This is a genomic window from Streptomyces sp. NPDC029139, assembly GCF_055564335.1.
In genome coordinates, this window is sequence record NZ_JBVHWN010000010.1 from 40339 (window position 1) to 60272 (window position 19934).

At 70.9% G+C, this 19934-nt stretch carries 24 protein-coding genes; 18 read left to right on the top strand and 6 right to left on the bottom strand.

The window, feature by feature from the left end; all coding sequences use genetic code 11:
- The first annotated feature begins 39 nt into the window (after positions 1-39).
- The 6 genes from ACZ4VW_RS22010 (at position 40) to ACZ4VW_RS22035 (ending at position 3772) form a co-directional block, all read left to right on the top strand.
- Positions 40-294 carry a MoaD/ThiS family protein gene (locus ACZ4VW_RS22010; protein ID WP_355104314.1) on the top strand — a complete coding sequence of 85 codons (255 nt, stop codon included), beginning with the start codon at positions 40-42 and terminating at the stop codon, positions 292-294.
- 10 nt (positions 295-304) lie between these two features.
- Positions 305-1378 (top strand): hypothetical protein, encoded by a 1074-nt coding sequence (locus ACZ4VW_RS22015; RefSeq protein ID WP_467964905.1) that lies wholly within the window; start codon positions 305-307, stop codon positions 1376-1378.
- Between the two features lie 91 nt (positions 1379-1469).
- Positions 1470-2159: an LmeA family phospholipid-binding protein gene (locus ACZ4VW_RS22020; protein ID WP_467964907.1), complete on the top strand. Its 690-nt coding sequence runs from the start codon at positions 1470-1472 to the stop codon at positions 2157-2159.
- Between the two features lie 209 nt (positions 2160-2368).
- Positions 2369-2449, top strand: coding sequence for an Ms5788A family Cys-rich leader peptide (locus ACZ4VW_RS22025; protein WP_352021666.1), 81 nt, complete (start codon positions 2369-2371; stop codon positions 2447-2449).
- Between the two features lie 149 nt (positions 2450-2598).
- On the top strand, positions 2599-3438 hold the full coding sequence (locus ACZ4VW_RS22030) for a sulfurtransferase (protein WP_467964909.1): 840 nt from the start codon (positions 2599-2601) through the stop codon (positions 3436-3438).
- A gap of 46 nt (positions 3439-3484) precedes the next feature.
- Positions 3485-3772: a DUF1416 domain-containing protein gene (locus tag ACZ4VW_RS22035; RefSeq protein WP_073819964.1), complete on the top strand. Its 288-nt coding sequence runs from the start codon at positions 3485-3487 to the stop codon at positions 3770-3772.
- A 197-nt stretch (positions 3773-3969) separates the two neighbouring features.
- On the opposite strand, the gene ACZ4VW_RS22040 is transcribed toward ACZ4VW_RS22035, so the two are convergent.
- Complete coding sequence (locus ACZ4VW_RS22040) at positions 3970-4959, bottom strand: glycosyltransferase (RefSeq protein ID WP_467964911.1); 990 nt, start codon at positions 4957-4959, stop codon at positions 3970-3972.
- Positions 4960-5083: 124 nt separating this feature from the next.
- On the opposite strand from ACZ4VW_RS22040, the gene ACZ4VW_RS22045 reads away from it, so the two are divergent.
- From ACZ4VW_RS22045 to ACZ4VW_RS22055, 3 genes are all read left to right on the top strand, one after another.
- Entirely contained in the window at positions 5084-5548 is a 465-nt protein-coding gene (locus ACZ4VW_RS22045; RefSeq protein WP_467964913.1) for a GtrA family protein, read from the top strand.
- 78 nt (positions 5549-5626) lie between these two features.
- Positions 5627-7129, top strand: a complete 1503-nt coding sequence (locus ACZ4VW_RS22050; RefSeq protein WP_467964915.1) for a hypothetical protein — start codon at positions 5627-5629, stop codon at positions 7127-7129.
- A gap of 9 nt (positions 7130-7138) precedes the next feature.
- Positions 7139-7402, top strand: a complete 264-nt coding sequence (locus tag ACZ4VW_RS22055; protein ID WP_467964917.1) for a DUF3099 domain-containing protein — start codon at positions 7139-7141, stop codon at positions 7400-7402.
- Positions 7403-7445: 43 nt separating this feature from the next.
- On the opposite strand, the gene ACZ4VW_RS22060 is transcribed toward ACZ4VW_RS22055, so the two are convergent.
- Complete coding sequence (locus tag ACZ4VW_RS22060; protein ID WP_467964919.1) at positions 7446-7808, bottom strand: DsrE family protein; 363 nt, start codon at positions 7806-7808, stop codon at positions 7446-7448.
- A gap of 200 nt (positions 7809-8008) precedes the next feature.
- On the opposite strand from ACZ4VW_RS22060, the gene ACZ4VW_RS22065 reads away from it, so the two are divergent.
- The 6 genes from ACZ4VW_RS22065 (at position 8009) to ygfZ (ending at position 12865) form a co-directional block, all read left to right on the top strand.
- Positions 8009-8767, top strand: coding sequence for a hypothetical protein (locus ACZ4VW_RS22065; protein WP_467964921.1), 759 nt, complete (start codon positions 8009-8011; stop codon positions 8765-8767).
- Entirely contained in the window at positions 8764-9624 is an 861-nt protein-coding gene (locus ACZ4VW_RS22070; RefSeq protein WP_467964923.1) for a hypothetical protein, read from the top strand. Before ACZ4VW_RS22065 ends, ACZ4VW_RS22070 begins: the two co-directional genes overlap by 4 nt.
- A complete protein-coding gene (locus ACZ4VW_RS22075) occupies positions 9621-10541 on the top strand; it encodes a hypothetical protein (RefSeq protein ID WP_467964925.1) in 921 nt (306 codons plus the stop codon). Before ACZ4VW_RS22070 ends, ACZ4VW_RS22075 begins: the two co-directional genes overlap by 4 nt.
- Before the next feature lie 223 nt (positions 10542-10764).
- Positions 10765-11337 carry a heme-binding beta-barrel domain-containing protein gene (locus ACZ4VW_RS22080; protein WP_467964927.1) on the top strand — a complete coding sequence of 191 codons (573 nt, stop codon included), beginning with the start codon at positions 10765-10767 and terminating at the stop codon, positions 11335-11337.
- 99 nt (positions 11338-11436) lie between these two features.
- The gene (locus ACZ4VW_RS22085) at positions 11437-11874 is read left to right on the top strand and encodes a Fur family transcriptional regulator (RefSeq protein WP_467964929.1); all 438 of its coding nucleotides are present in this window, start codon (positions 11437-11439) and stop codon (positions 11872-11874) included.
- A 10-nt stretch (positions 11875-11884) separates the two neighbouring features.
- The gene (gene ygfZ, locus ACZ4VW_RS22090; RefSeq protein ID WP_467964931.1) at positions 11885-12865 is read left to right on the top strand and encodes a CAF17-like 4Fe-4S cluster assembly/insertion protein YgfZ; all 981 of its coding nucleotides are present in this window, start codon (positions 11885-11887) and stop codon (positions 12863-12865) included.
- Between the two features lie 81 nt (positions 12866-12946).
- Here ygfZ and dtd read toward each other — a convergent pair whose 3' ends face one another.
- Positions 12947-13372: a D-aminoacyl-tRNA deacylase gene (gene dtd / locus ACZ4VW_RS22095; RefSeq protein WP_467964934.1), complete on the bottom strand. Its 426-nt coding sequence runs from the start codon at positions 13370-13372 to the stop codon at positions 12947-12949.
- Positions 13373-13497: 125 nt separating this feature from the next.
- On the opposite strand from dtd, the gene ACZ4VW_RS22100 reads away from it, so the two are divergent.
- Both ACZ4VW_RS22100 and ACZ4VW_RS22105 read left to right on the top strand, forming a co-directional pair.
- The gene (locus ACZ4VW_RS22100) at positions 13498-14103 is read left to right on the top strand and encodes an RsiG family protein (protein ID WP_467964936.1); all 606 of its coding nucleotides are present in this window, start codon (positions 13498-13500) and stop codon (positions 14101-14103) included.
- Between the two features lie 97 nt (positions 14104-14200).
- Positions 14201-15445 (top strand): GNAT family N-acetyltransferase, encoded by a 1245-nt coding sequence (locus ACZ4VW_RS22105; protein WP_467964938.1) that lies wholly within the window; start codon positions 14201-14203, stop codon positions 15443-15445.
- A gap of 43 nt (positions 15446-15488) precedes the next feature.
- Here the strand turns inward: ACZ4VW_RS22105 and ACZ4VW_RS22110 are convergent, their stop codons facing one another.
- Both ACZ4VW_RS22110 and ACZ4VW_RS22115 read right to left on the bottom strand, forming a co-directional pair.
- Positions 15489-16244 carry an ABC transporter permease gene (locus tag ACZ4VW_RS22110; RefSeq protein WP_467964940.1) on the bottom strand — a complete coding sequence of 252 codons (756 nt, stop codon included), beginning with the start codon at positions 16242-16244 and terminating at the stop codon, positions 15489-15491.
- Entirely contained in the window at positions 16237-17172 is a 936-nt protein-coding gene (locus tag ACZ4VW_RS22115) for an ATP-binding cassette domain-containing protein (protein ID WP_467964942.1), read from the bottom strand. Before ACZ4VW_RS22115 ends, ACZ4VW_RS22110 begins: the two co-directional genes overlap by 8 nt.
- Before the next feature lie 100 nt (positions 17173-17272).
- Between ACZ4VW_RS22115 and ACZ4VW_RS22120 the strand changes: the two genes are divergently transcribed.
- Positions 17273-18052 carry a TetR/AcrR family transcriptional regulator gene (locus tag ACZ4VW_RS22120; protein WP_467964944.1) on the top strand — a complete coding sequence of 260 codons (780 nt, stop codon included), beginning with the start codon at positions 17273-17275 and terminating at the stop codon, positions 18050-18052.
- Positions 18053-18332: 280 nt separating this feature from the next.
- Here the strand turns inward: ACZ4VW_RS22120 and ACZ4VW_RS22125 are convergent, their stop codons facing one another.
- A complete protein-coding gene (locus ACZ4VW_RS22125) occupies positions 18333-19838 on the bottom strand; it encodes an MFS transporter (RefSeq protein WP_467964946.1) in 1506 nt (501 codons plus the stop codon).
- Positions 19839-19934: the final 96 nt, after the last annotated feature.

Sequence of the window (19934 nt, forward strand, 5' to 3'; positions counted from 1 at the left end):
ATGGACAGCGGCGCGCACACGAACGAAGGGAGTGCCGCTATGGCAGCGGGAACCATCCGCTACTGGGCCGCGGCCAAGGCCGCCGCCGGTGTCGCCGAGGAGCCGTACACCGCCGAGACCCTGGCCGAGGCGCTGGAGACGGCCCGCGAGAAGCACCCGGGCGAGCTGGTCCGCGTACTCCAGCGGTGTTCGTTCCTCATCGACGGTGACCCCGTCGGGACCCGCGCGCATGAGACGGTACGGCTTGCCGAGGGCGGCACGGTCGAGGTGCTCCCACCGTTCGCAGGAGGGTGAACCGCACAGCATGAGCAGCGATCAGCAGCAGCCGTACGATCCGGGCCACGACCCGTACGCCGGGCAGCGGCAGTACGGGTACCCGCACCAGGACCCCAACGTCACCCAGACGTGGGAGGGGCAGACCTGGGACACCCAGTACCAGCCCGTGGTCCAGCCGGGCCGTCCCGCGGACCGGTCGGAGCCCGCCCCGCCGCCGGTGGCGTACGACACCGCCTACCTGCCGCCCCAGCCGGCGTACCCGCTGCCGCCCGAGACGCCCGTCGCCCCTGAGGAGCCGGTCGCCGCGTCCGCGTACTCCGCGCCCACCACGGCCGGCAACACCCGGGTCACCGACGCCCAGCGCGCCCGGGCCGAGGGGCGCTCGCCGGTCATCGAGCCGGGGATGCAGCCGGCCGCCCTCACCGCGGTCCTCGGCGTCCTGCTCGCCGCCGGCGCGGCCGTCGGCCCGTACGGGCTGCTGGTGCCGCTCGTCCTGCTCCAGGCGGTCACCGCCGCCGGCTGGTTCCGTCTCAACGGCATGTGGCCGGCCCGGCAGGGCATCGCGCTCGCCTTCGCGGGCGGCCTGACCGCCGACGCCGTCCTGCTGGCCGTGGGCCGCGAGCACGCCCCCGCCGCCATCATGGGCACCCTCGGCGTCTGGGTGCTCCTCACGCTCGTCCTCCAGCTGCGCAGCCACGCCGACCCGGACGAGCGCATGTACGGCCTGATGGCGACCGTCGCCTCCGCGGCGCTGACCGTCGTGGCCACCGGACACCTCGGTGCCGCGCCGGACGCCGTGGTCGTCGGCGGGGTCGCCGTCGCCGCCGCCGTCCTCGCCCGGGCGCTCCCGCTGCCGGGCCCGGCCTCCGTCGTCGTGGCACTCCTCGCCGCCGCGGGCGCCGGCATCGCGGCCGGCGGGTTCACCGACCTCGGCACCTCCGGGGCACTGCTGGGCCTGGGCGCCGGGGTGTGCGCCCTGGTCGGACTGCGGGCCGCCAGCTACGACTACCCCTCGCGCTTCGTCCACATGACCGCCGGGGTCGCCCTTCCGCTGACCGTCGCCGCGCCCGCCGTCTACCTGCTGGGCCGCGCGCTGGCGTAAGGGTCCCGGTTCGCCCGCGGGAACCATCCGGGCCCCCGACACGTCGATCTTCGTGTCGGGGGCCGGAGACTTTCTTGGGGGCGGACAGGCCATGCGAGCACTGCGCGTACTGCTGATCGTGGCCGTACTGCTCGGCGGGATACTCGTCGGTCTGGACCGGCTCGCCGCCTCGTACGCGGAATCGGAGGCCGCCGACCGGGTGCGGCTCGGTCCCGCCCGGGCGGCCTCGACGGACGTCGACATCAAGGGCTTCCCCTTCCTGACCCAGCTCATGGACCAGCGGTTCGACGAGGTCGACGTGGTGCTGACCGGCGTCGAGGCCACGGCCGGCGGCCGGAAGATCCGGATCGGCGAGCTGACCGCGACGCTCCACGACGTGACGCTGAACGAGGACCGCACGAGCGCCCGCGCGGGCACCGTCAGCGGGACGGCGCTGATCTCGTACGAGGACCTCGCCGCGGCCTCGGAGCGTGAGGTGAAGGTCGCGTACGGCGGCAACGGCAAGGTGAAGGTCACCGGCGGGGTCGAGATCCTGGGCCGTACGGTCACTCGCAGCGTCGTCTCGACGGTGACGCTGATCGACGGGAACACGATCCGGGTGCGGGCCGACCGGGTGCCCGGTGAGGGCATTCCCGGCCTGGAGGGCCTGGTGCGGCAGCGCACGGACTTCGACCGGCAGATCGGCGGACTGCCCGCCGGGATGAAGCTGGAGAAGGTGGAGGCCCGCGAGGACGGCGTGGCCATCACCGTGAGCGGCAAGAACATCGCCCTGACGGGCTGAGCCGACGAGCGGGGCGAGGCCCTCCCGCACCCTCCGGCCACATGGTGAGACGGCCCTGTCCGAGGCGTAGAAGCAGCACCACGCCACCACGGCCGGGAGCGGGGTACGAGCCCCTTCCCGGGTGATCGCATCCCACATCTCGGACGATCGCGTCTCAAAATACGACACACCGGTGACACGGCCGCCTGTCCGTCCCTACGATCGTGGGCATGAAGCGACAGGCGGAACTCACGAAGCGGCGGGCAGTAGACCTGTGCCGCGTCGCCGCCATGCTCTGTCGCTCCGTCTGAGCGGGACGCCCGACGCCCGCATTCCTCAGGCCCTTCGACGATCCGTCGGGGCCGTCCGTGCAGCCCGTACGCACCTCGTCACCTGCGATGACGCGTACCCGCACCACCTTGCGCCACACCGCCGAACACTGCCCCGGAGGAGAAACAGCATGAGCCGCAGCGACGTCCTGGTAGACGCCGACTGGGTCGAGGCCCACATCGACGACCCGAAGGTCGCCATCGTCGAGGTCGACGAGGACACCTCGGCCTACGAGAAGAACCACATCCGCAACGCGATCCGGATCGACTGGACGAAGGACCTGCAGGACCCGGTCCGCCGCGACTTCATCGACCAGGAGGGCTTCGAGAAGCTCCTCTCGGCGAAGGGCATCGCGAACGACACCACGGTCGTCCTCTACGGCGGCAACAACAACTGGTTCGCCTCCTACGCCTACTGGTACTTCAAGCTCTACGGTCACCAGGACGTGAAGCTCCTCGACGGCGGCCGCAAGAAGTGGGAGCTCGACTCCCGCGACCTCGTCGCCGAGGTGCCGACCCGCCCGGCCACGTCCTACAAGGCGCAGCCGCAGAACACCGCGATCCGCGCGTTCCGCGACGACGTCGTGAAGGCGATCAACACCGAGAACCTCGTCGACGTGCGCTCGCCCGACGAGTTCTCCGGCAAGCTGCTCGCCCCGGCCCACCTCCCGCAGGAGCAGTCGCAGCGCCCCGGCCACGTGCCGAGCGCCCGCAACATCCCGTGGTCGAAGAACGCCAACGACGACGGCACCTTCAAGTCGGACGACGAGCTCAAGGCCCTCTACGAGGACGAGCAGGTCGACCTGGCGAAGGACACCATCGCCTACTGCCGCATCGGTGAGCGTTCCGCGCTGACCTGGTTCGTGCTGCACGAGCTGCTCGGCGTCGAGAACGTCAAGAACTACGACGGCTCGTGGACCGAGTACGGCTCCCTCGTCGGCGTGCCGATCGAGCTCGGCGCCAACAAGTAATTCTCCGGACCCCTCCCCGGACCTCCCGACCGTAAGGACAGAAGACATGTGTGGTGCGCAGCCCGGCGGCCCCGACGCCTCGACGATCAAGCCCGGTGAGACCACCATCCAGGGCTTCGTGACCAAGGACGGCCAGCCCGTCACCGGTTACGTCCGCCTCCTGGACTCGACCGGCGAGTTCACCGCGGAGGTCCCGACCTCCGCCACCGGCCAGTTCCGCTTCTACGCGGCCGAGGGCACCTGGACGGTCCGCGCCCTGGTCCCGGGCGGCACCGCCGACCGCCAGGTCGTGGCACAGCAGGGTGGTCTCGCGGAGGTCGCCATCGCCGTCTGACGGCACCGTTGAACCGGCCGAAGGGCCGTGCCTCCTGGGGGGTTGGACGCCTATTCCAGGACTTGAGGCACGGCCCTTCGGTCTTTGCCGTCCGGGGCCCGTGACGCGGGAAAGCCCCCGCCGGGCGTACCCGGCGGGGGCTTTCCCGCGTGCGGCGACTTTCCTGTGCCGGGGCCCGAGGGGCGGGCCGCCCGGTGTCAGGAGCGGGCCAGCGACTCCGTCTTCTGCTGGACCTTGGTCTCGTCGGCTTCCAGGCCCTGCGGGGCGCGGCTCGGGGCCGGGTAGGCGAGGTGGGCGAGCCGGGACTGCTCCTGGCGCAGGTGCATGAACGACTCGAGGATGTACCCCACCAGCAGCACCAGCACCGCGATGGTCATGATCGCCGCGGCGAGGATGGCCGTCGGGAAGCGCGGCACCGTGCCCGTGTTGACGTAGTCGACGATCACCGGCGTGCCGAGGCCCAGGGAGACCAGGGCGAGCAGGCCCGCGACCACGCTGTGGAAGAGCGAGGGACGCTGACGGCGGGCCAGGCCGAGGATCATCTTGAGGATGCGCCAGCCGTCCCGGTAGGTGCGCAGCTTGCTCTCGCTGCCGGCCGGACGGTCCTTGAAGTCGACGGGCAGTTCCGCCGTGGGGAGCCGCAGGTTCAGCGCGTGGACCGTCATCTCGGTCTCGGTCTCGAACTCGTGCGACAGCGCCGGGAACGACTTGATGTAGCGCCGCGAGAAGACGCGGTAGCCGCTCAGCATGTCCGTGACGTCGTTGCCGAAGAGGGTACGGACCGCGCCCGTGAGCATCTTGTTGCCGACCGCGTGACCCGGACGGTAGGCACCCTCGACCGTCTCGCGACGGGCACCGACGACGTGGTCGTACGGGCCCTCGAAGAGCAGGTCGACCATCTCGCGCGCCCGCGACGCGTCGTAGGTGTCGTCGCCGTCGATGATGAGCAGCGCGTCCGCGTCGACGTCGGCGAAGGCACGGCGGATGACGTTGCCCTTGCCCTTGCGCCGCTCGTGCCGCACCGTCGCGCCGGCCTCCAGCGCGACCTCCACCGTGCGGTCGGTCGAGGCGTTGTCGTAGACGTATATCTCGGCCTCGGGAAGCGCCTCACGCAGGTCGCGGACCACCTTGCCGATGGCCGCCTCCTCGTTGTAGCAGGGGACGACGCAGGCGATCGTGGGTCTCATCTCTTGGTCCTTCGGCTTGTCGTATTCCCATGACGCGAGCGGGCATCTCGATACGGCATCTCGATACGACGAGTGGGCATGGTGTGGAGACGGGTGAGAATACCCTGCGGTTACCCTCTTTTTCATGTCCGATCAAGTCTCCCTGCGCCTCCGTCTGCGTGACGTCATCCGTGGTCTCTGGCGGGAGGTGGCGAAGTTCGGTGTCGTCGGGGCGGTCGCCTTCGTCGTGGACGCCGGCGGCTACAACCTTCTGGTCTTCGGTCTTCCGGGGGCGATCGACGGTCCGATGGCATCGCTGCCGGTCCTGGCGTCGGTGGTGGCCACGGCGGCGGCGATGGTGGTGAGCTGGGCGGGCAACCGGCACTGGACCTACCGCGATCAGCGCTCGGAGACGACGCCCCGCGAGGTCGTCGTGTTCGTCCTGGTAAATCTTGCCGGGATCGTTATCACCGCCGCCCCGGTCTTCGTCTCCAGGGAGCTGGGCTTCGACTCGGCCCTGACCGACAACATCACCCGTCTCTTCGGCTGGGCGGTGGCCACGCTCGTCCGCTTCGTCGTCTACCGGCGTTACGTGTTCCAGGCCGCGTAACAGCGCTCACATCGGGCCCACCCGACGCACGTTCGGTGGGTGAAGCGTGAAGACCCGGGACTGTTAGGCTCCGACCTCATGAGACCTGAGCGACCCGAGCGACCGATCTCGCGGATGTGGTCAAATCTGTCAGATCGTCGGCTCTGGCCCTGGGTTCTCGCCGCCATCGCCGTCTTCTGCGGCGTGGGCACGGCCCTCGTCTTCTCTCCCGGCTTCCTGAGCCTGGACAGCTCCGACCAGCTCCAGCAGGCCCTGGGCAAGCAGCCCATGACCGACTGGCACCCGCCCGTGATGGCGCTGCTGTGGCGCGCGCTCATCGAGGTGACCGGCCGCCCCGGAGCCATGGCCGCCCTGCAGTCCGCCGTCCTGTGGGCGGCGCTGTGGACGATCGCCTGGCGGGTCTGGGCCCGCACCGGCCGGCGGGTGGGTTCCCTCGCGGTCCTCGCGATCGGTCTCGCCCCGTTCGTCATCAACTTCACCGGGGTGGTGTGGAAGGACGTCCAGATGGCGTTCACCCTCCTCGCCGCCTGCGCGGTCGCCTTCGTCGCCCGCGATCTTCCCGCCGACCGCACCCGCACCCGCTGGGCGCTGCTGGTCCTCGGCGTGCTCTTCATCGCGTACGCCCTGCTGGTCCGCAAGAACGCGGTGCTTGCCGGCATCCCCGTCTTCTACCTGCTCGTGCGCTCCCTGTGGCCCGCCACCGGGCGGCGCCGGTGGCTGATCTCGGCCGGCGCCCTGATCGCCGCCTTCGCCGTGGCGAGCGGGACCGTCTCCGCCGTGGCGAAGCCGACGGAGACCCGGCAGTTCTCGCAGATCCTGCTGGACGACCTGGTGCACGTCCTGACCGTGGACGAGGTGCGGGTGGCGGCCGGAAAGGCGGCGACCACGCCGGACTTCCAGCAGGCCATGGTCGTCACGGCCCAGCGGTGCCTGCCGGAGAAGAACCTCTCCGACGCGTACTGGCGCTGCTACCCGCGCGACCACGCCGCCGGCCTGGCCGACCTCGGCCGGCACGCGGACGAGCTGACCTCGATGTGGATCAGCGAGATGCCGAGCCGGCTGCCCCAGTACGCCGAGTACCGCCTGCAGGTCTTCTCGAAGGTGCTGTTCCAGGGCCGGTACACGTTCCAGAGCGGCAGCCTGGACAACATCCCCGGGATCGGCGAGCCGGACGAGCGCCGCACGGCGATGCTCCGCTACTACGTCGTCGGCGTGGGCGAGGACCTGCCGATCCTCTTCGCGGGCTGGTTCTGGCTGGCCGTCGGCCTCACGCTGACGTTCCGGCCGGGCCGTGGGCAGTACGCGCTGCCGATCCGCGTCCTGGGGATCAGCGCGGTGGCGTACTTCGCCGGCTATCTGCCGACGGTGCCCGCGGGTGACTTCCGGTACTTCTACTGGCCCGCTATCGCCGGCACGCTCGGCGTCCTGCTGTTCTGGCTGGGGCGGACGACCGCGACCGGTGCGGGCGGCGAGGACACGGCCGAGGGGCGCACCGACGCCGGGACCGACCGGGAGCCCGAGCCGGGCGCCTCGCGCCGTACGGCTCCCGCCGACCTGACCGGGGCGGACGTCCGGTCGTAATCTGAAGGTATGTACGCGCGACGGCGCCATACCTACTTCTGGATGATGGGCATCTGCCTGGTGCTCTTCGTCGGGGCGTGGGCCGTCGTGCGGCTCTTCTCGATGCCTGTCGCCATCGGGATGTGCGTGGTCGCCATGATCATCCCGCCGGTCGCCGCGATGATCGCGAACCGGCGGGGGCCCGAGGACCGCTGGTGGGACGACCCGTCCGGGGACCCGCAGTCCGACGAGTGGTGGGACGAGCTCGACGGCAAGAAGCGCCGGGAGCCCTGACCCTGGGCCGACGGGCCTGCCCCGGGCCCGCGCGAGGGACGGGTCAGTAGACGAGCGCCTGGGTGCCGTCCGTCATGGCCTCCTGGACGAAGACCTGCGCGCCGGCGATCCGTACGCCCTCCAGGACGTCCTTCTCCGTGATCTCGCGCCGGGCGGCGCACTGCGTGCAGAGCGTGATCCGCCCGGCCGCCAGGATCGAGTCGATCAGATCCGGCAGCGGGGCGGCGTGCGGCAGCTCGAACTCGGCCGCGCGGCCGGGGAGCGCGAACCACGCCGACTCGCCCGTCAGCCAGAGCGAGACCTCGACCCCACTGGCCACCGCGACCGCGGCCACGGTGAAGGCCTGCGAGCAGCGTTCGGGGGCGTCGGCCCCGGCGGTCACCTTGATCACGAGCTTCTTCGCCATATACCGAACTGTAATGCGGACCACTGCAACCCCATGCATGACTCATGGGTCAGTTGGGTGCGCGGGTTACGGAATCTGCGCTTCAGGTCTCGTGGGGGGACCCTTTGGAAGCCACAGAAACAACGGAAAACACCGGAAACGGACCGGTTCCGGCACCGGTCACCGACCCGGCGCCCGCACCGCTCGCGGAACCGGTACCCGTGACAGAGCCGCTGCCGTCGGCGGACGACGCCGTGCCGCCGCGCCGGCGCCGGACCGGTCGTACCGTCGCGCTGATCGCCGTCGCCGCCGTCCTCGGCATCGTCGGAGGCACGGCGGTGGGGTACGGCATCCAGGCCGAGCGCGAGCCGACACCGCTGGGCCCGTTGAACCAGCCGGACCTCGCCTACCCGCAGCCGCTCCCGAGGGGGCAGAACCCGGTGCCGCTCACGGCCGCCGAGGACCGCATGGTCAAGACGGACGGTGATCTGCGCAAGCTGCTGCTGCCCAGGCCCGCGGGGACGAAGAGGTCCCAGTTCTCGGGCGACGACGGCTGGATGACGCTGCGCGAGTACGCCTCCGGCTTCAAGAGCCCCGAGTGGGCCCTGGGGGACCAGCTCGAGAAGAGACTGCGACGGATCGCCGCCACCTCCTGGCAGAAGGGTGACTTCCGGACCACGGGGATCCGGCTCGTCCAGTACCGCGCCGGCGACTCCCTCGGGTCGCGGGACCATGCCGAGGGCCAGATCGAGGCGACCGCGGAGATGGCCGAGAACGACGGCGAACCGCTCAAGGGATCGGCGGACGGGCGCGTCTTCCTCATGCCCGTGCACAAGGAGGCCGGGTACGTGGATGTCTACGAGGCCCGGGCGTACTTCCACCGCGGCGACATCATGGTCACGGTCTACATCATCGACACCAAGAAGATCTCCCTGAAGGAGATCAGTTCGGTGGCCGAGCAGCAGCTGGGGCGCCTGTGAGCGAGGACCTGAACACCGTGACCGACCCCGAGAACGTCTGCGCCGCGCCTGCGGACCCGCCCGCCGACGAGCCGAAGAAGAAGGGGAAGTCCGGCCGCGGGCGCAAGCTCCTGACGGTCGCGCTGCCCGCCGTGCTCGTGCTCGGGGCGATCGGCGGTGGCGTCACGTATACGGGCGTCACCGTCAGCTCCGCGGACCGCACCGCCCCGACGACCGTGTGGGAGCAACCGGACCTGGGATCGATGCCCAAGGACCCGGCGCTCGACGTCGCTCGCGGCCGCTCGTCGACGCCGCTCAGCAAGCTGTTGCTGCCCGTCCCGTCCGCGTACGAGCTCGGTCCCGACATCGAGTCGTACGGGAACGACGGCGAACTGAGCGCGAAGGAGGCGGTCGCGCTGCTGAAGCAGGAGGGCAAGGGGCTTTCCGGCAAGAAGCGCCGTGACTACGAGAAGCGGGTCGAGCGGCTCGGCGTGCAGGGGATCGCGGTCCGCTCCTTCGCCTGGCCGGAGCAGGGCCTGCTGGTCGACGTGCACATCACGCGGATGAAGGACAAGAAGCGCATCCGCGGGATGTTCGAGCTGCGCGAGGACCTCTCCGAGCTGCTGGAGTTGCCCGCGGGACCGAAGATCGGCGGGCACAAGAACTCCTCCTGCTCCATGATCCCGCAGGACGAGGACGACGACATGGACAAGGAGGAGAAGAAGGCACAGCTGGACGGCATGGTCTGCGCGGCCTACGACTCCGATGTCTTCGTCTCGGTCACCGCCGTGGGCGTCAAGCCGTTCCAGAAGTCCGCGGTGGCGGAGCTGGTGAAGAAGCAGCTCGACCACATCAAGTCCCCGGGGGAGTACGTATGACCGAGCAGACGGCGGCGGAGACGGAGACGGCGGCGGAGACGGAGACGGTGCGCCCGTCCGGCGAGGCGGTCCCGTCCCTCCCGGTGGAGCCGCCTGCCGAGCCCGTGTCCGTGGCGCCTGTGTCTCCGCCCGAGGGGCCCGAGGTGCCCGAGGGGCCCGCCGCGAAGTCCTCGCGTCGCGTGCTGTGGGCCGTCGCCCGCTGGACCGCCGCCGTGCTCGTGTGCGGAGGGCTCGGTGCCGGGACCGCCTTCGGGATCGCCTCCATGGAGCGCACCGACGTGCCTGGTCTCGCGACCGAGAGCGACGGCCGCTGGGCGTACCCGAAGCTCAGCCTTCCGGCCCTCCCGGCCGACACCCCGCGCCCCTTCACCGAGGGCAACGTCGGCGAGATCCACCACGCCGACCTGCGCAAACTGCTCCTGCCCGCCCCTGCGGGCGCCACGCCCGACCCGAAGCTGAACGGCGGCTGGGCCACGGTGGAGCAGTACCTGGCCGAGTACCGCCCGGAGGACCGTACCGAGCTGAAGGACGCGCTGACCGAGTCCGCGCTGCGGCACATCGCGTCCCGCGGCTGGACCATGCCCGACGGCACGTCGACCCGGATCCACCTGCTCCGGTTCAACTCGGTGGCCTTCGCCGAGGCGTACAAGGACGACGCCGTGCGGGCCGGCTCGGTCGAGGGCCCGCTTCTCGGGGTCGAGGGCATCAAGATGGAGAGCGAGTTCGCGAGCATGGTCCGCGTGCCGTACACCGCCCTCTACACCTTCGTGGAGGCGCCGCAGAACGCCGACCAGACCCGCTGGAGCTACATCCAGGCGGGCGACACCCTCGCGCTGGTCACCCAGACCCGCAAGGGCGAGGCGCTGAAGGTCCCGTTCCAGCAGACCGTCACCCTGCAGAACCAGCTTCTGGGCTGATCGGGCAGGACACACCTCACAGCGCGGCGCCGGACCCCAGCCCAGTAAGCTGGGGTCCGGCCCGTTCTGCCTTCACCGCTCATTCGAGGAGCACCTGTGATCATCTTCTTCGAAGCCCTCCTGGCTCTGGTCTGCGTGGCCGTGCTCGCGTTCACCGTTCTGGCCGTGAAGAAGCTGTACCAGGGCCAGCGTTAATCACCTCTACAGATCGACAGAGCTGCTCATGATCGAGATCCCGTCCGACCTCAACCCGGACCTCGTCCCCCTCGCGTTCCTCCTCGGAACGTGGGAAGGCGCGGGCGTGGCCGACTTCCCCGGTGCCGAGAAGTGCAACTTCGGCCAGTCCGTGACGTTCAGCCACGACGGCCGGGACTTCATCGAGTACCGCTCGCACTCGTGGGTCCTGGACAACGACGGCAACCAGATCCGTCCGCTGGAGAGCGAGAGCGGCTACTGGCGTATCGACAAGGACCGCAAGGTCGAGACCGTCATGGTCCGCGACCAGGGCATCGTGGAGATCTGGTACGGCGAGCTCGCCGACAAGAAGCCCCAGATCGACCTGGTGACGGACGCCGTGGCCCGCACCGCGGCCTCCGGCCCGTACAGCGGCGGCAAGCGGCTCTACGGCTACGTCAAGGGCGACCTGTTGTGGGTGGGCGAGAAGGCCACCCCCGAGGTGCCGCTCCGGCCGTACATGTCGGCGCACCTGAAGAAGGTCGTGACGCCGGAGGAGGTCGCGGAGATGGCGCGCGGCCTCGGCGACCTGCCGGACGACGGCATCGCGTTCTTCAAGTAGGCCGCTTTCTCGGGCAGGCCCGCTTCTTGGGCGGGCCCGCTTCGCACGTAAGTCCGTGAAACCCCCGGGTTTCCGCCACGCCCTCCTACACTGGGGGGCGTGGTGAGCACCGACTGGAAGAGCGACCTGCGGCAGCGCGGCTACCGGCTGACGCCTCAGCGTCAGCTTGTCCTGGAGGCGGTGGACGCGCTCGAGCACGCGACCCCGGACGACATCCTGGGCGAGGTCCGCAAGACCGCGTCCGGGGTGAACATCTCCACCGTGTACCGGACGCTGGAGCTCCTGGAGGAGCTCGGTCTCGTCTCCCACGCCCACCTGGGCCACGGTGCGCCGACGTACCACCTCGCCGATCGACACCATCACCTCCACCTGGTCTGCCGGGACTGTACGACCGTCATCGAGGCGGACGTGGAGGTGGCCGCGGAGTTCACCGGGAAGCTCCGGGAGACCTTCGGCTTCGACACGGACATGAAGCACTTCGCGATCTTCGGCCGGTGTGAGGACTGCTCCCGCAAGGCTTCCGCCGCCGAGTCGTAGGCTTAGGCGCATGCAGCGACTTTCACCGATCAGCCCTCTGCTGTCCCTGCCGGGTGCCGTCCCCGCCGAAGGCCCCGACGAAGGCGTCGCCGCACATTACGGAGATCTGTTCCGTGAGCAGCGCACCCTCTCCGCGGGCAACGGCTTCGTCGACCTCTCGCACCGCGGAGTCGTCACCGTCTCCGGGGACGACCGGCTGAGCTGGCTCCACCTGCTGCTCACCCAGCACGTCAGCGAGCTCCCGGCCGGCCGGGCCACCGAGGCCCTGATCCTGTCCGCCACCGGCCACATCGAGCACGCGCTCTACCTCGTCGACGACGGCGAGACGGTCTGGGCGCACGTCGAGCCCGGCACGCGCGAGGAGCTCATCGCCTATCTGGAGTCGATGAAGTTCTTCTACCGGGTCGAGGTCGCCGACCGTACGGACGACTTCGGCGTGGTCCACCTGCCGGCCGGCTCCATCGCGGAGGTGCCCGAGGGCGTGGTCGTGCGGGAGACCCCGCACGGACGCGATCTGTTCCTGCCCCGCCCCGACCTGGAGTCCTTCGCGGCCTCCCACGGGCCGGCCGCGGGGATCCTCGCGTACGAGGCGCTGCGGGTCGAGACCCACCGGCCGCGGCTCGGCTTCGAGACCGATCACCGGACCATCCCGCACGAGCTGGGCTGGATCGGCAGCGCGGTGCACCTGCAGAAGGGCTGCTACCGCGGGCAGGAGACCGTCGCCCGTGTCCACAACCTGGGGAAGCCGCCGCGGCGGCTGGTCTTCCTGCACCTGGACGGCAGCGAGGTCCATCTGCCGGGCCACGGCACCCCGATCCGGCTCGCGGCGGACGGCGCCGAGGGCCGGCAGCTCGGTTTCATCACCAGCTCGGCCCGCCATCACGAGCTGGGTCCGATCGCGCTGGCGATGGTGAAGCGGAACGTGCCGGTGGACGCGGAGCTGATCGCGGGGGACACGGCCGCCGCGCAGGAGACCGTCGTCGAGCCGTAGCCCCTCCGGAGCCGGACATACCTCGATCAGACCTCGATCAGACCTCGATCCGGCCTCGGCCAGACCTCGATCCGACCCGGATCAGACCTCGATCAGGACCGTGAACGGGCCGTGATTCGTGAGCGAGACGCGCATGTCCGCTCCGAACCGGCCCGTTTCCACGCGCGCTCCCAGCGTGCGGAGTTGAGCCACGACCTCGTCGACGAGGGGTTCGGCGACGGGACCGGGCGCGGCGGCGTTCCAGGTGGGCCTGCGGCCCTTGCGCGCGTCCCCGTAGAGGGTGAACTGAGAAATCACCAACAAGGGCGCATTCACGTCCGAACAGGATTTCTCTCCCTCCAGAATCCGGACGGACCACAGCTTTCTGGCGAGCTGTGCCGCCTTCTCCGGCGTGTCCTCGTGGGTGACTCCCACCAGCACGCACAGTCCTTCGCCGACGATCTCGCCGACCGTCTCGCCTGCGACGACGACGCTCGCGCCGTCGACCCTCTGCACCACTGCTCGCATACCGACCAACCTACAGACCGACTCATCTGCGGCTGAACGGGTGCAGAGCGCCTGCACACACACGTGCGGAGTGGCACCATGCCTGGAGGCGGTGCGGCTCCGCACCGGTCGAGGGGACGAATCACATGAGTGCACCTGGCGCTGGGCAGACGCCGTCCGGTCCCGTACCGCTGACACGCGTCGGCGCGACCGTACGTCCAGCCGTACGTCCACCCCTGCAGCGGACGGCTGCCCCCACGCTCCCGGAACGGCCACAGCCGGATCTCGCCGCCCTGCGGCTGCCGGAGCTGCGCGCGCTGCGCCGTGACGCCCAGGGGGACGAGGCCGACCTCAGCTACGTACGGAGGATGCTGCAGGGCCGGATCGACATCCTGCGGGCCGAGCTGGCCCGGCGTACGGATCCGGAGGCGCCGGTCCTTGACCGGCTCTCGGAGATCCTGGCGGACGCGCCCTCGCGGCTGCGGACCTCGGCGCGGCACGTGACGCTGTCGACGCCCCGGAGCGAGGAGTACCGGCGGCTGGCGACGGAGATGCTCTCGGAGGTCGAGCTGTCCGACCTCGGGGCGCGGACGGACGACGAGCTGCACACGGCGATGGGGCGGCTCGCGGGGTACGAACAGCAGGTCTCGCGGCTGCGCCAGCGGTTGCAGCGGACGGCGGACGACTGCAGCGCGGAGATCGCCCGCCGCTATCGCGAGGGCGAGGCGCAGGTGGACGATCTGCTCACCTGACGGACGCCGGACGGGTGGTGCGACGGGGGCCCGGGCGGCCTGAGGCCCCGGGGAAACTCGGGTGCGCAGTGCGGTGGACCCGGCTTAGCCTCGGAAGATGAGTCTTGAGGTGCGCGCTGTCGTCGAGTCCGAGTACCCCGACTGGGTCCGCGCCGTCCACACCGGCTTCCTGCGCCCACCGGTCGTGGCGGACGAGGACGTCGCCGACCGGCTTCCGCACATCGATCTCTCCCGTGTGCTGGGTGTCTTCGACCGCGGGCGGGTCGTCGCCACCTTCCGTTCGTTCACGCAGGAGCTGAGCGCGGTCGGGGGCGGCACGCTCGTCGCCGACGCGGTCAGTGGCGTCACCGTCTCCGCGACCCATCGCCGGCAGGGGCTGCTCAGCCGGATGATGGCGCAGGATCTCGCCGCCGCGAAGGAGCGGGGCGACGCCGTCGCCACGCTCATCGCCGCCGAGTACCCGATCTACGGCCGGTTCGGTTACGGCCCCGCGACCTGGACGACCGAGTGGACCGTGGACGTCCGCCGCGCCGGGCTCGACCCGCGTCGTACCGGGCGGCCGGACGACGGCGGACGGATCGACCTCACCGACGGCGAGGAGATCCGCAAGATCGGCCCCGAGCTGCACCGCCGGCTCGCCGCCGTCCGGCCCGGCGTCGTCGGGCGGGACACCCGGGCCTGGGACGTCGCCACCGGCCGCTCCTTCCAGAGCTCCCCGTGGACCGAGCCGTTCTACGTCGTCTACCGCGACGAGGCGGACCAGCCGCAGGGCTTCGCCGCCTACACCTGCGACGACAGGTGGGAGGACGGCAAGCAGCCGCTCAACACGGCCAAGGTGAAGGACCTGATCGCCGTCACACCGGCGGCCGAGCGGGCCCTGTGGCACTTCCTCTGCTCGATCGACTGGGTCACCACGGTCACGTCCGGCCACCGCGCGCCCGACGACCTCCTCCCGTTGCTGCTGCCCGACCCGCGCGCCGCCCGCGTCACGACCCAGGCGGACATGCTGTGGGTGCGGGTGCTGGATGTCGCCAAGGTCCTGGAGGGCCGTACGTACGGAGCGTCCGGCACCCTCGTCCTGGATCTGCGGGACCGAGCGGGTCTGGCGGGCGGCCGCTACCGGATCGACGCCTCCCCGGAGGGCGCCGACTGCGTGCCGTCCACCGCGTCGGCCGATCTCGCCTTCGACATCGGCGAGTTGGGCACGCTGTCGCTCGGTGACGAGTCGGTGGTACGACTCGCCGCGCTCGGCCGGGTCGAGGAGTTCACGCCGGGGGCCGCCGCCCGCGCGGACGTGCTGCTGCGGACCTCGCGCCGGCCCTGGTGCCCGGACATCTTCTGAGCCGGGCGGTTCAGTGGCGCGGCCGGAGGGCGGGCGATCGCCGTCAGGCGGTGCGGCGGCGGAAGAGCGCTCCGGACGCGGCCACCGAGAGCGCCAGCAGCGCGGCGCACCAGCCGAGCGCGATCCACGGGGTGGTGCCGACCGGCTGGTCGAGGAGCAGTCCGCGCAGCGACTCGATGACGGGGGTGACCGGCTGGTGCTCGGCGAAGCCGTGCAGCCAGTCGGGCATGGTCTCGATCGGGACGAACGCGCTGCTCGGGTAGGGCAGGAACATCATGAAGAAGGTGACTCCGCCGGCCGCTTCGGGGGTGCGGGTGAGCAGTCCGACGGCCGCGGACAACCAGGAGATCGCCGTGATGTAGGCGACGAGCAGGCCGAGGGCGGCGAGCCAGCCGAGCGGGGTGGCCGAGGGGCGGAAGCCGATGAGGAAGGCGACGCCGAGGACGAGCGCGGTGGCGATGAGGTTGCGGGCCGCGCTGGCGGCGACATGGCCGGCGAGGATCGGGGTCCCGCCGATGTCGAGCGAGCGGAAGCGGTCGATGATGCCGCCCTTCATGTCCTCGCTGACGGCCACGGCGGTGCCGGCCGAGCCGAAGCCGGAGCAGAGGATGAGGACGCCGGGGACGACGTACGTCACGTACCGGGTCCCGGTGTCGATGGCTCCGCCGAAGAAGTAGACGAAGATCAGCATCAGCATGATCGGCAGCATCATCGAGGTGATGACGGCGTCGACGTTGCGGCGGCTGATGCGGATGCCCCGGCCGGTCAGCGTGCCGGTCACGGTGAGGACGTCAGACATGGGCGTGCTCCTGGTCGGTGAGGGCGAGGAAGACGTCGTCGAGCGTCGCGGTGTGGAGCGAGAAGCGGACGATGTCCGTGCGGTCCGGGTCGAGCGCGTCGAGCAGGGCCCGGACGTGGGCGGCGCTGCCGTCGGTGGGGATGCCGAGGCCGAGTGACTCGGGGGAGTGGTGGCTCGCCCGGTCCGCGAGCCGCAGATAGCTCTCGCGGTCGCGCAGGACGAGGTCGAGGCGGTGGCCGGCGACGCGTGCTTTGAGCGTGTCCGCGCTGCCCTCGGCGACGATCCGGCCGGCGTCCATGACGGCGATGCGGTCGGCGAGCCGGTCGGCCTCCTCCAGGTACTGGGTGGTGAGGAAGACGGTGATGCCGCTGTCGGAGAGGTCGCGGACCACCTGCCAGAGCTCCTGCCGGCTGCGCGGATCGAGGCCGGTGGTCGGTTCGTCGAGGAAGATCACCGCCGTCTCGTCGGGGTCGCGGACGAGACCGGCCGCGAGGTCGAGGCGGCGCCGCATGCCTCCGGAGTACGTGCGGGCGAGGCGGCCGCCGGCCGCGGTGAGGCCGAAGCGCTCCAGGAGTTCGGTGGCGCGCCGGTCGGCGGCGGCGCGGGAGAGGCCCGAGAGGCGGGCCATCATGCGCAGGTTCTCGGCTCCGGTCTGGGTGTCGTCGACGGCGGCGAACTGGCCGGTGAGGCTGATGGCGCGGCGCACCCGGGAGCGTTCGGAGACGACGTCGTGACCGGCCACGCGCGCCTGGCCGGCGTCGGGCGCGGTGAGGGTGGCGAGGATGCGGACGGTGGTGGTCTTGCCGGCGCCGTTGGGCCCGAGCAGGGCGAAGACGGTGCCCTGTTCGACGTGGAGGTCGAGGGAGTCGAGGACGGTGAGGTCTCCGTAGGCCTTGCGCAGGCCGGTGGCTTCGATGGCGGTGGGCATGGATGTCCCCCTGGGATCAGTACTGCGTATGCCATACGCGTTACTGTGTAAGGGTTACGCATTACTAGGATGGCGTCAAGCGAAGAAGGGCGGCCTGGTGATGGCGGACGGCAAGGGCGAGGGCGGCGGGGGCTTTCTGCCCGCGAGTGTCGAGGCCGCCTGGGGGCTGCGAGAGCGCCCCTCCAAGGGCCCCAAGCCCGGGCTCACCCTCGATCGGATCGTGGAGAAGGCCGTAGGCGTCGCCTCGTCGGAGGGGCTCGACGCGGTCTCCATGGGGCGGATCGCCAAGGAACTCGGCGTCTCGACGATGTCCCTCTACCGCTACGTGGACGCCAAGAGCGAGCTGTACATCCTGATGCAGGACGTGGCGATGGGTCCGCCGCCGCCCGGCCCCCCGCCCGGCACCGACTGGCGCACGGCCGTCGAGGAGTGGGCCTGGGACACCCGCGAGGTCTACCACCGCAACCTCTGGATGCTCCGCGTCCCCCTCTCCGGCCCGCCGGCCACGCCGAACGCCGTGGCCTGGTGGGAGCGGGCGATGGTGGCGCTGGAGGGCACCGGGCTCGCCGAGGGCGCCAAGGTCTCGGTGCTGATGCTGGTCGGCGGGTTCGTCCGCAACGAGGCGCTGATGATGGCCGACCTCGGCGCCGTCATCGGTGCGAGCGGGCAGAGCCCTGAGGAGGTGCTCTCCCGGTACGGCCGCACCCTGCGGCGCCTCGCGGATCCGGCCCGCTTCCCGGCGGTGGCGCGGATGCTGGACTCGGGCGTGATGGACCAGGCGGACGAGCCGGAGTACGAGTTCCGCTTCGGTCTGGAACGCATCCTCGACGGGGTCGCGCTGCTGGTGCAGAGGGAGGGCGGCGCCGCTCGGAGCTCCTGAAGGCCGCTCAGACCTCCTGAAGGGCGGTCAGCAGGACCCGTACGGCGGGCAGGGCGAGCGAGGAGTCCCGTACCGCCGCATGGATCGAACGGATCGGCCGCGGACCTTGCGGACGACGACGTTCGGGCGGCGGCTGTCGCGAAAGAGGGCCCGACGAGCGCGGCGACGGTCGGCTGTCTGCTGCCGGTGGTGTCGGTGACGCTCGGGGCCCTCGTGCTCGGCGAACCGCTGACGGTACGGATTGTGGCGGGGATGGCGGTCGTGCTGGTGGGCGTGGCGCTCACACGGCGGGGGCCGCGACCCGTTCCCGCTGCTTCCGCTTCGACTCCTCCCCTTCCGGCAGCTCGGACCGCTTCGGCTGGCGAAGGACGGTGAAGGCCACCGCGAAGGCGGCGAGGAGGAGGCCGGCGCCGACCCCGAAGGCCAGGTGGTAGCCGCTGGTCAGGGCCTCGGCGGCGGGGCGGCCGGCTTCGGTGAGGGACTCGGTGCGGGAGGCGGCCAGGGTGGACAGGACCGCGACGCCGAGGGCCATGCCGATCTGCTGGGTGGTGTTGAACAGGCCGGAGGCGAGGCCCGCGTCCTCCTCCTTCGCGCCGGACATGCCGAGCGAGGTGAGGGCCGGGAGCGCGAGGCCGAAGCCGGCGGCCAGCAGCATCACGGGCAGCAGGTCGGTGGCGTACGAGGCCCGTACGGGCAGGCGGGTCAGCAGCCCGAGGACGCCGACGAGGAGGACGATGCCGGTGAGCAGGACGTTGCGCTCGCCGAAGCGGGCGATCAGACGGGTCGAGACGCCCAGGGACACCGCGCCGATGACGGCCGCGGCCGGCAGCATCGCGAGACCGGTCTCGGCGGCGCCGTAACCGAGGACCTTCTGCAGGTAGAGCGCCACCAGGATCTGGAACGAGAAGAGCGCGGCGACCATCAGCATCTGGACCAGGTTGGCGCCCGAGACGTTGCGTGAGCGGAAGATCCGCAGCGGCATGAGGGGATTGGCGGTCCTGGCCTGGCGGACGACGAAGCCGGCGAGGAGGGCGAGCGAGAGGGCGCCGAGGCCGAGGGTGTGGGCCGACGAGACGCCGTACTCCTCGATCTTGACGACCGCGTAGATGCCGAGCATCAGACCGGCGGTGACGAGCAGCGCGCCCAGGACGTCGGCTCCGCCTCCGGCCTTCAGTCTCGGACCGCGGTCACCCGGCAGGGCGGACAGGGCGACGAGGATCGCCGCGATGCCGATGGGGAGGTTGATGAAGAAGATCCAGTTCCAGGTGAGCGCGTCGGTGAGGACACCGCCGAGGACCTGCCCGATCGAGGCGCCGGCCGCGCCGGTGAAGCTGAACACGGCGATGGCCTTGGCGCGTTCGCGTGGTGCGGTGAAGAGCGTGACGAGGATGCCGAGGCTGACGGCGGAGGCCATCGCGCTGCCGACGCCCTGGAGGAAGCGGGCGGCGATCAGGACGCCGGGCGAGGTGGCGAAGCCGGCGAGGAGCGAGGCGGCGGTGAACACCGCCGTTCCCGCGAGGAACATCCGCTTGCGGCCGATCAGGTCGCCGAGGCGGCCGGCGAGGAGCAGCAGCGAGCCGAAGGCGATGAGGTAGGCGTTGACGACCCAGCTGAGTCCGACCGGGCTGAAGCCGAGGTCGCTCTGGATGGCCGGCATGGCGACGGTCACGATGCTGCCGTCGAGGATCGTCATCAGCATCCCGGTGGCCAGGACGCCGAGGGCGACCCAGCGGGAGCGCGAGGGGGAGGCGGCGGGTGCCGGGGCGGGGGCGGAGGTGGTGGGCATTGCGGTCTCTCCTGTCGTTGGGAGCAACAGGAGAGACCGTAGCAGATAGTTTTGTTGCAGACTATCTTTCACGGATCGAGGTACGGGTTTCTGGGG

What these genes read in the sequence shown, in the direction of transcription:
- ACZ4VW_RS22045 (WP_467964913.1), top strand. Translation starts at nt 5,084, where the DNA reads ATGTCCGATCAAGTCTCCCTGCGCCTCCGTCTGCGTGACGTCATCCGT.
- ACZ4VW_RS22015 (WP_467964905.1), top strand. Translation starts at nt 305, where the DNA reads ATGAGCAGCGATCAGCAGCAGCCGTACGATCCGGGCCACGACCCGTAC.
- ACZ4VW_RS22080 (WP_467964927.1), top strand. Translation starts at nt 10,765, where the DNA reads ATGATCGAGATCCCGTCCGACCTCAACCCGGACCTCGTCCCCCTCGCG.
- ACZ4VW_RS22105 (WP_467964938.1), top strand. Translation starts at nt 14,201, where the DNA reads ATGAGTCTTGAGGTGCGCGCTGTCGTCGAGTCCGAGTACCCCGACTGG.
- ygfZ (WP_467964931.1), top strand. Translation starts at nt 11,885, where the DNA reads ATGCAGCGACTTTCACCGATCAGCCCTCTGCTGTCCCTGCCGGGTGCC.
- ACZ4VW_RS22050 (WP_467964915.1), top strand. Translation starts at nt 5,627, where the DNA reads ATGAGACCTGAGCGACCCGAGCGACCGATCTCGCGGATGTGGTCAAAT.
- ACZ4VW_RS22060 (WP_467964919.1), bottom strand. Translation starts at nt 7,808, where the DNA reads ATGGCGAAGAAGCTCGTGATCAAGGTGACCGCCGGGGCCGACGCCCCC.
- ACZ4VW_RS22025 (WP_352021666.1), top strand. Translation starts at nt 2,369, where the DNA reads ATGAAGCGACAGGCGGAACTCACGAAGCGGCGGGCAGTAGACCTGTGC.
- ACZ4VW_RS22010 (WP_355104314.1), top strand. Translation starts at nt 40, where the DNA reads ATGGCAGCGGGAACCATCCGCTACTGGGCCGCGGCCAAGGCCGCCGCC.
- ACZ4VW_RS22110 (WP_467964940.1), bottom strand. Translation starts at nt 16,244, where the DNA reads ATGTCTGACGTCCTCACCGTGACCGGCACGCTGACCGGCCGGGGCATC.
- ACZ4VW_RS22100 (WP_467964936.1), top strand. Translation starts at nt 13,498, where the DNA reads ATGAGTGCACCTGGCGCTGGGCAGACGCCGTCCGGTCCCGTACCGCTG.
- ACZ4VW_RS22125 (WP_467964946.1), bottom strand. Translation starts at nt 19,838, where the DNA reads ATGCCCACCACCTCCGCCCCCGCCCCGGCACCCGCCGCCTCCCCCTCG.
- ACZ4VW_RS22035 (WP_073819964.1), top strand. Translation starts at nt 3,485, where the DNA reads ATGTGTGGTGCGCAGCCCGGCGGCCCCGACGCCTCGACGATCAAGCCC.
- ACZ4VW_RS22115 (WP_467964942.1), bottom strand. Translation starts at nt 17,172, where the DNA reads ATGCCCACCGCCATCGAAGCCACCGGCCTGCGCAAGGCCTACGGAGAC.
- ACZ4VW_RS22020 (WP_467964907.1), top strand. Translation starts at nt 1,470, where the DNA reads ATGCGAGCACTGCGCGTACTGCTGATCGTGGCCGTACTGCTCGGCGGG.
- ACZ4VW_RS22030 (WP_467964909.1), top strand. Translation starts at nt 2,599, where the DNA reads ATGAGCCGCAGCGACGTCCTGGTAGACGCCGACTGGGTCGAGGCCCAC.
- ACZ4VW_RS22120 (WP_467964944.1), top strand. Translation starts at nt 17,273, where the DNA reads ATGGCGGACGGCAAGGGCGAGGGCGGCGGGGGCTTTCTGCCCGCGAGT.
- ACZ4VW_RS22075 (WP_467964925.1), top strand. Translation starts at nt 9,621, where the DNA reads ATGACCGAGCAGACGGCGGCGGAGACGGAGACGGCGGCGGAGACGGAG.
- ACZ4VW_RS22055 (WP_467964917.1), top strand. Translation starts at nt 7,139, where the DNA reads ATGTACGCGCGACGGCGCCATACCTACTTCTGGATGATGGGCATCTGC.
- ACZ4VW_RS22040 (WP_467964911.1), bottom strand. Translation starts at nt 4,959, where the DNA reads ATGAGACCCACGATCGCCTGCGTCGTCCCCTGCTACAACGAGGAGGCG.
- dtd (WP_467964934.1), bottom strand. Translation starts at nt 13,372, where the DNA reads ATGCGAGCAGTGGTGCAGAGGGTCGACGGCGCGAGCGTCGTCGTCGCA.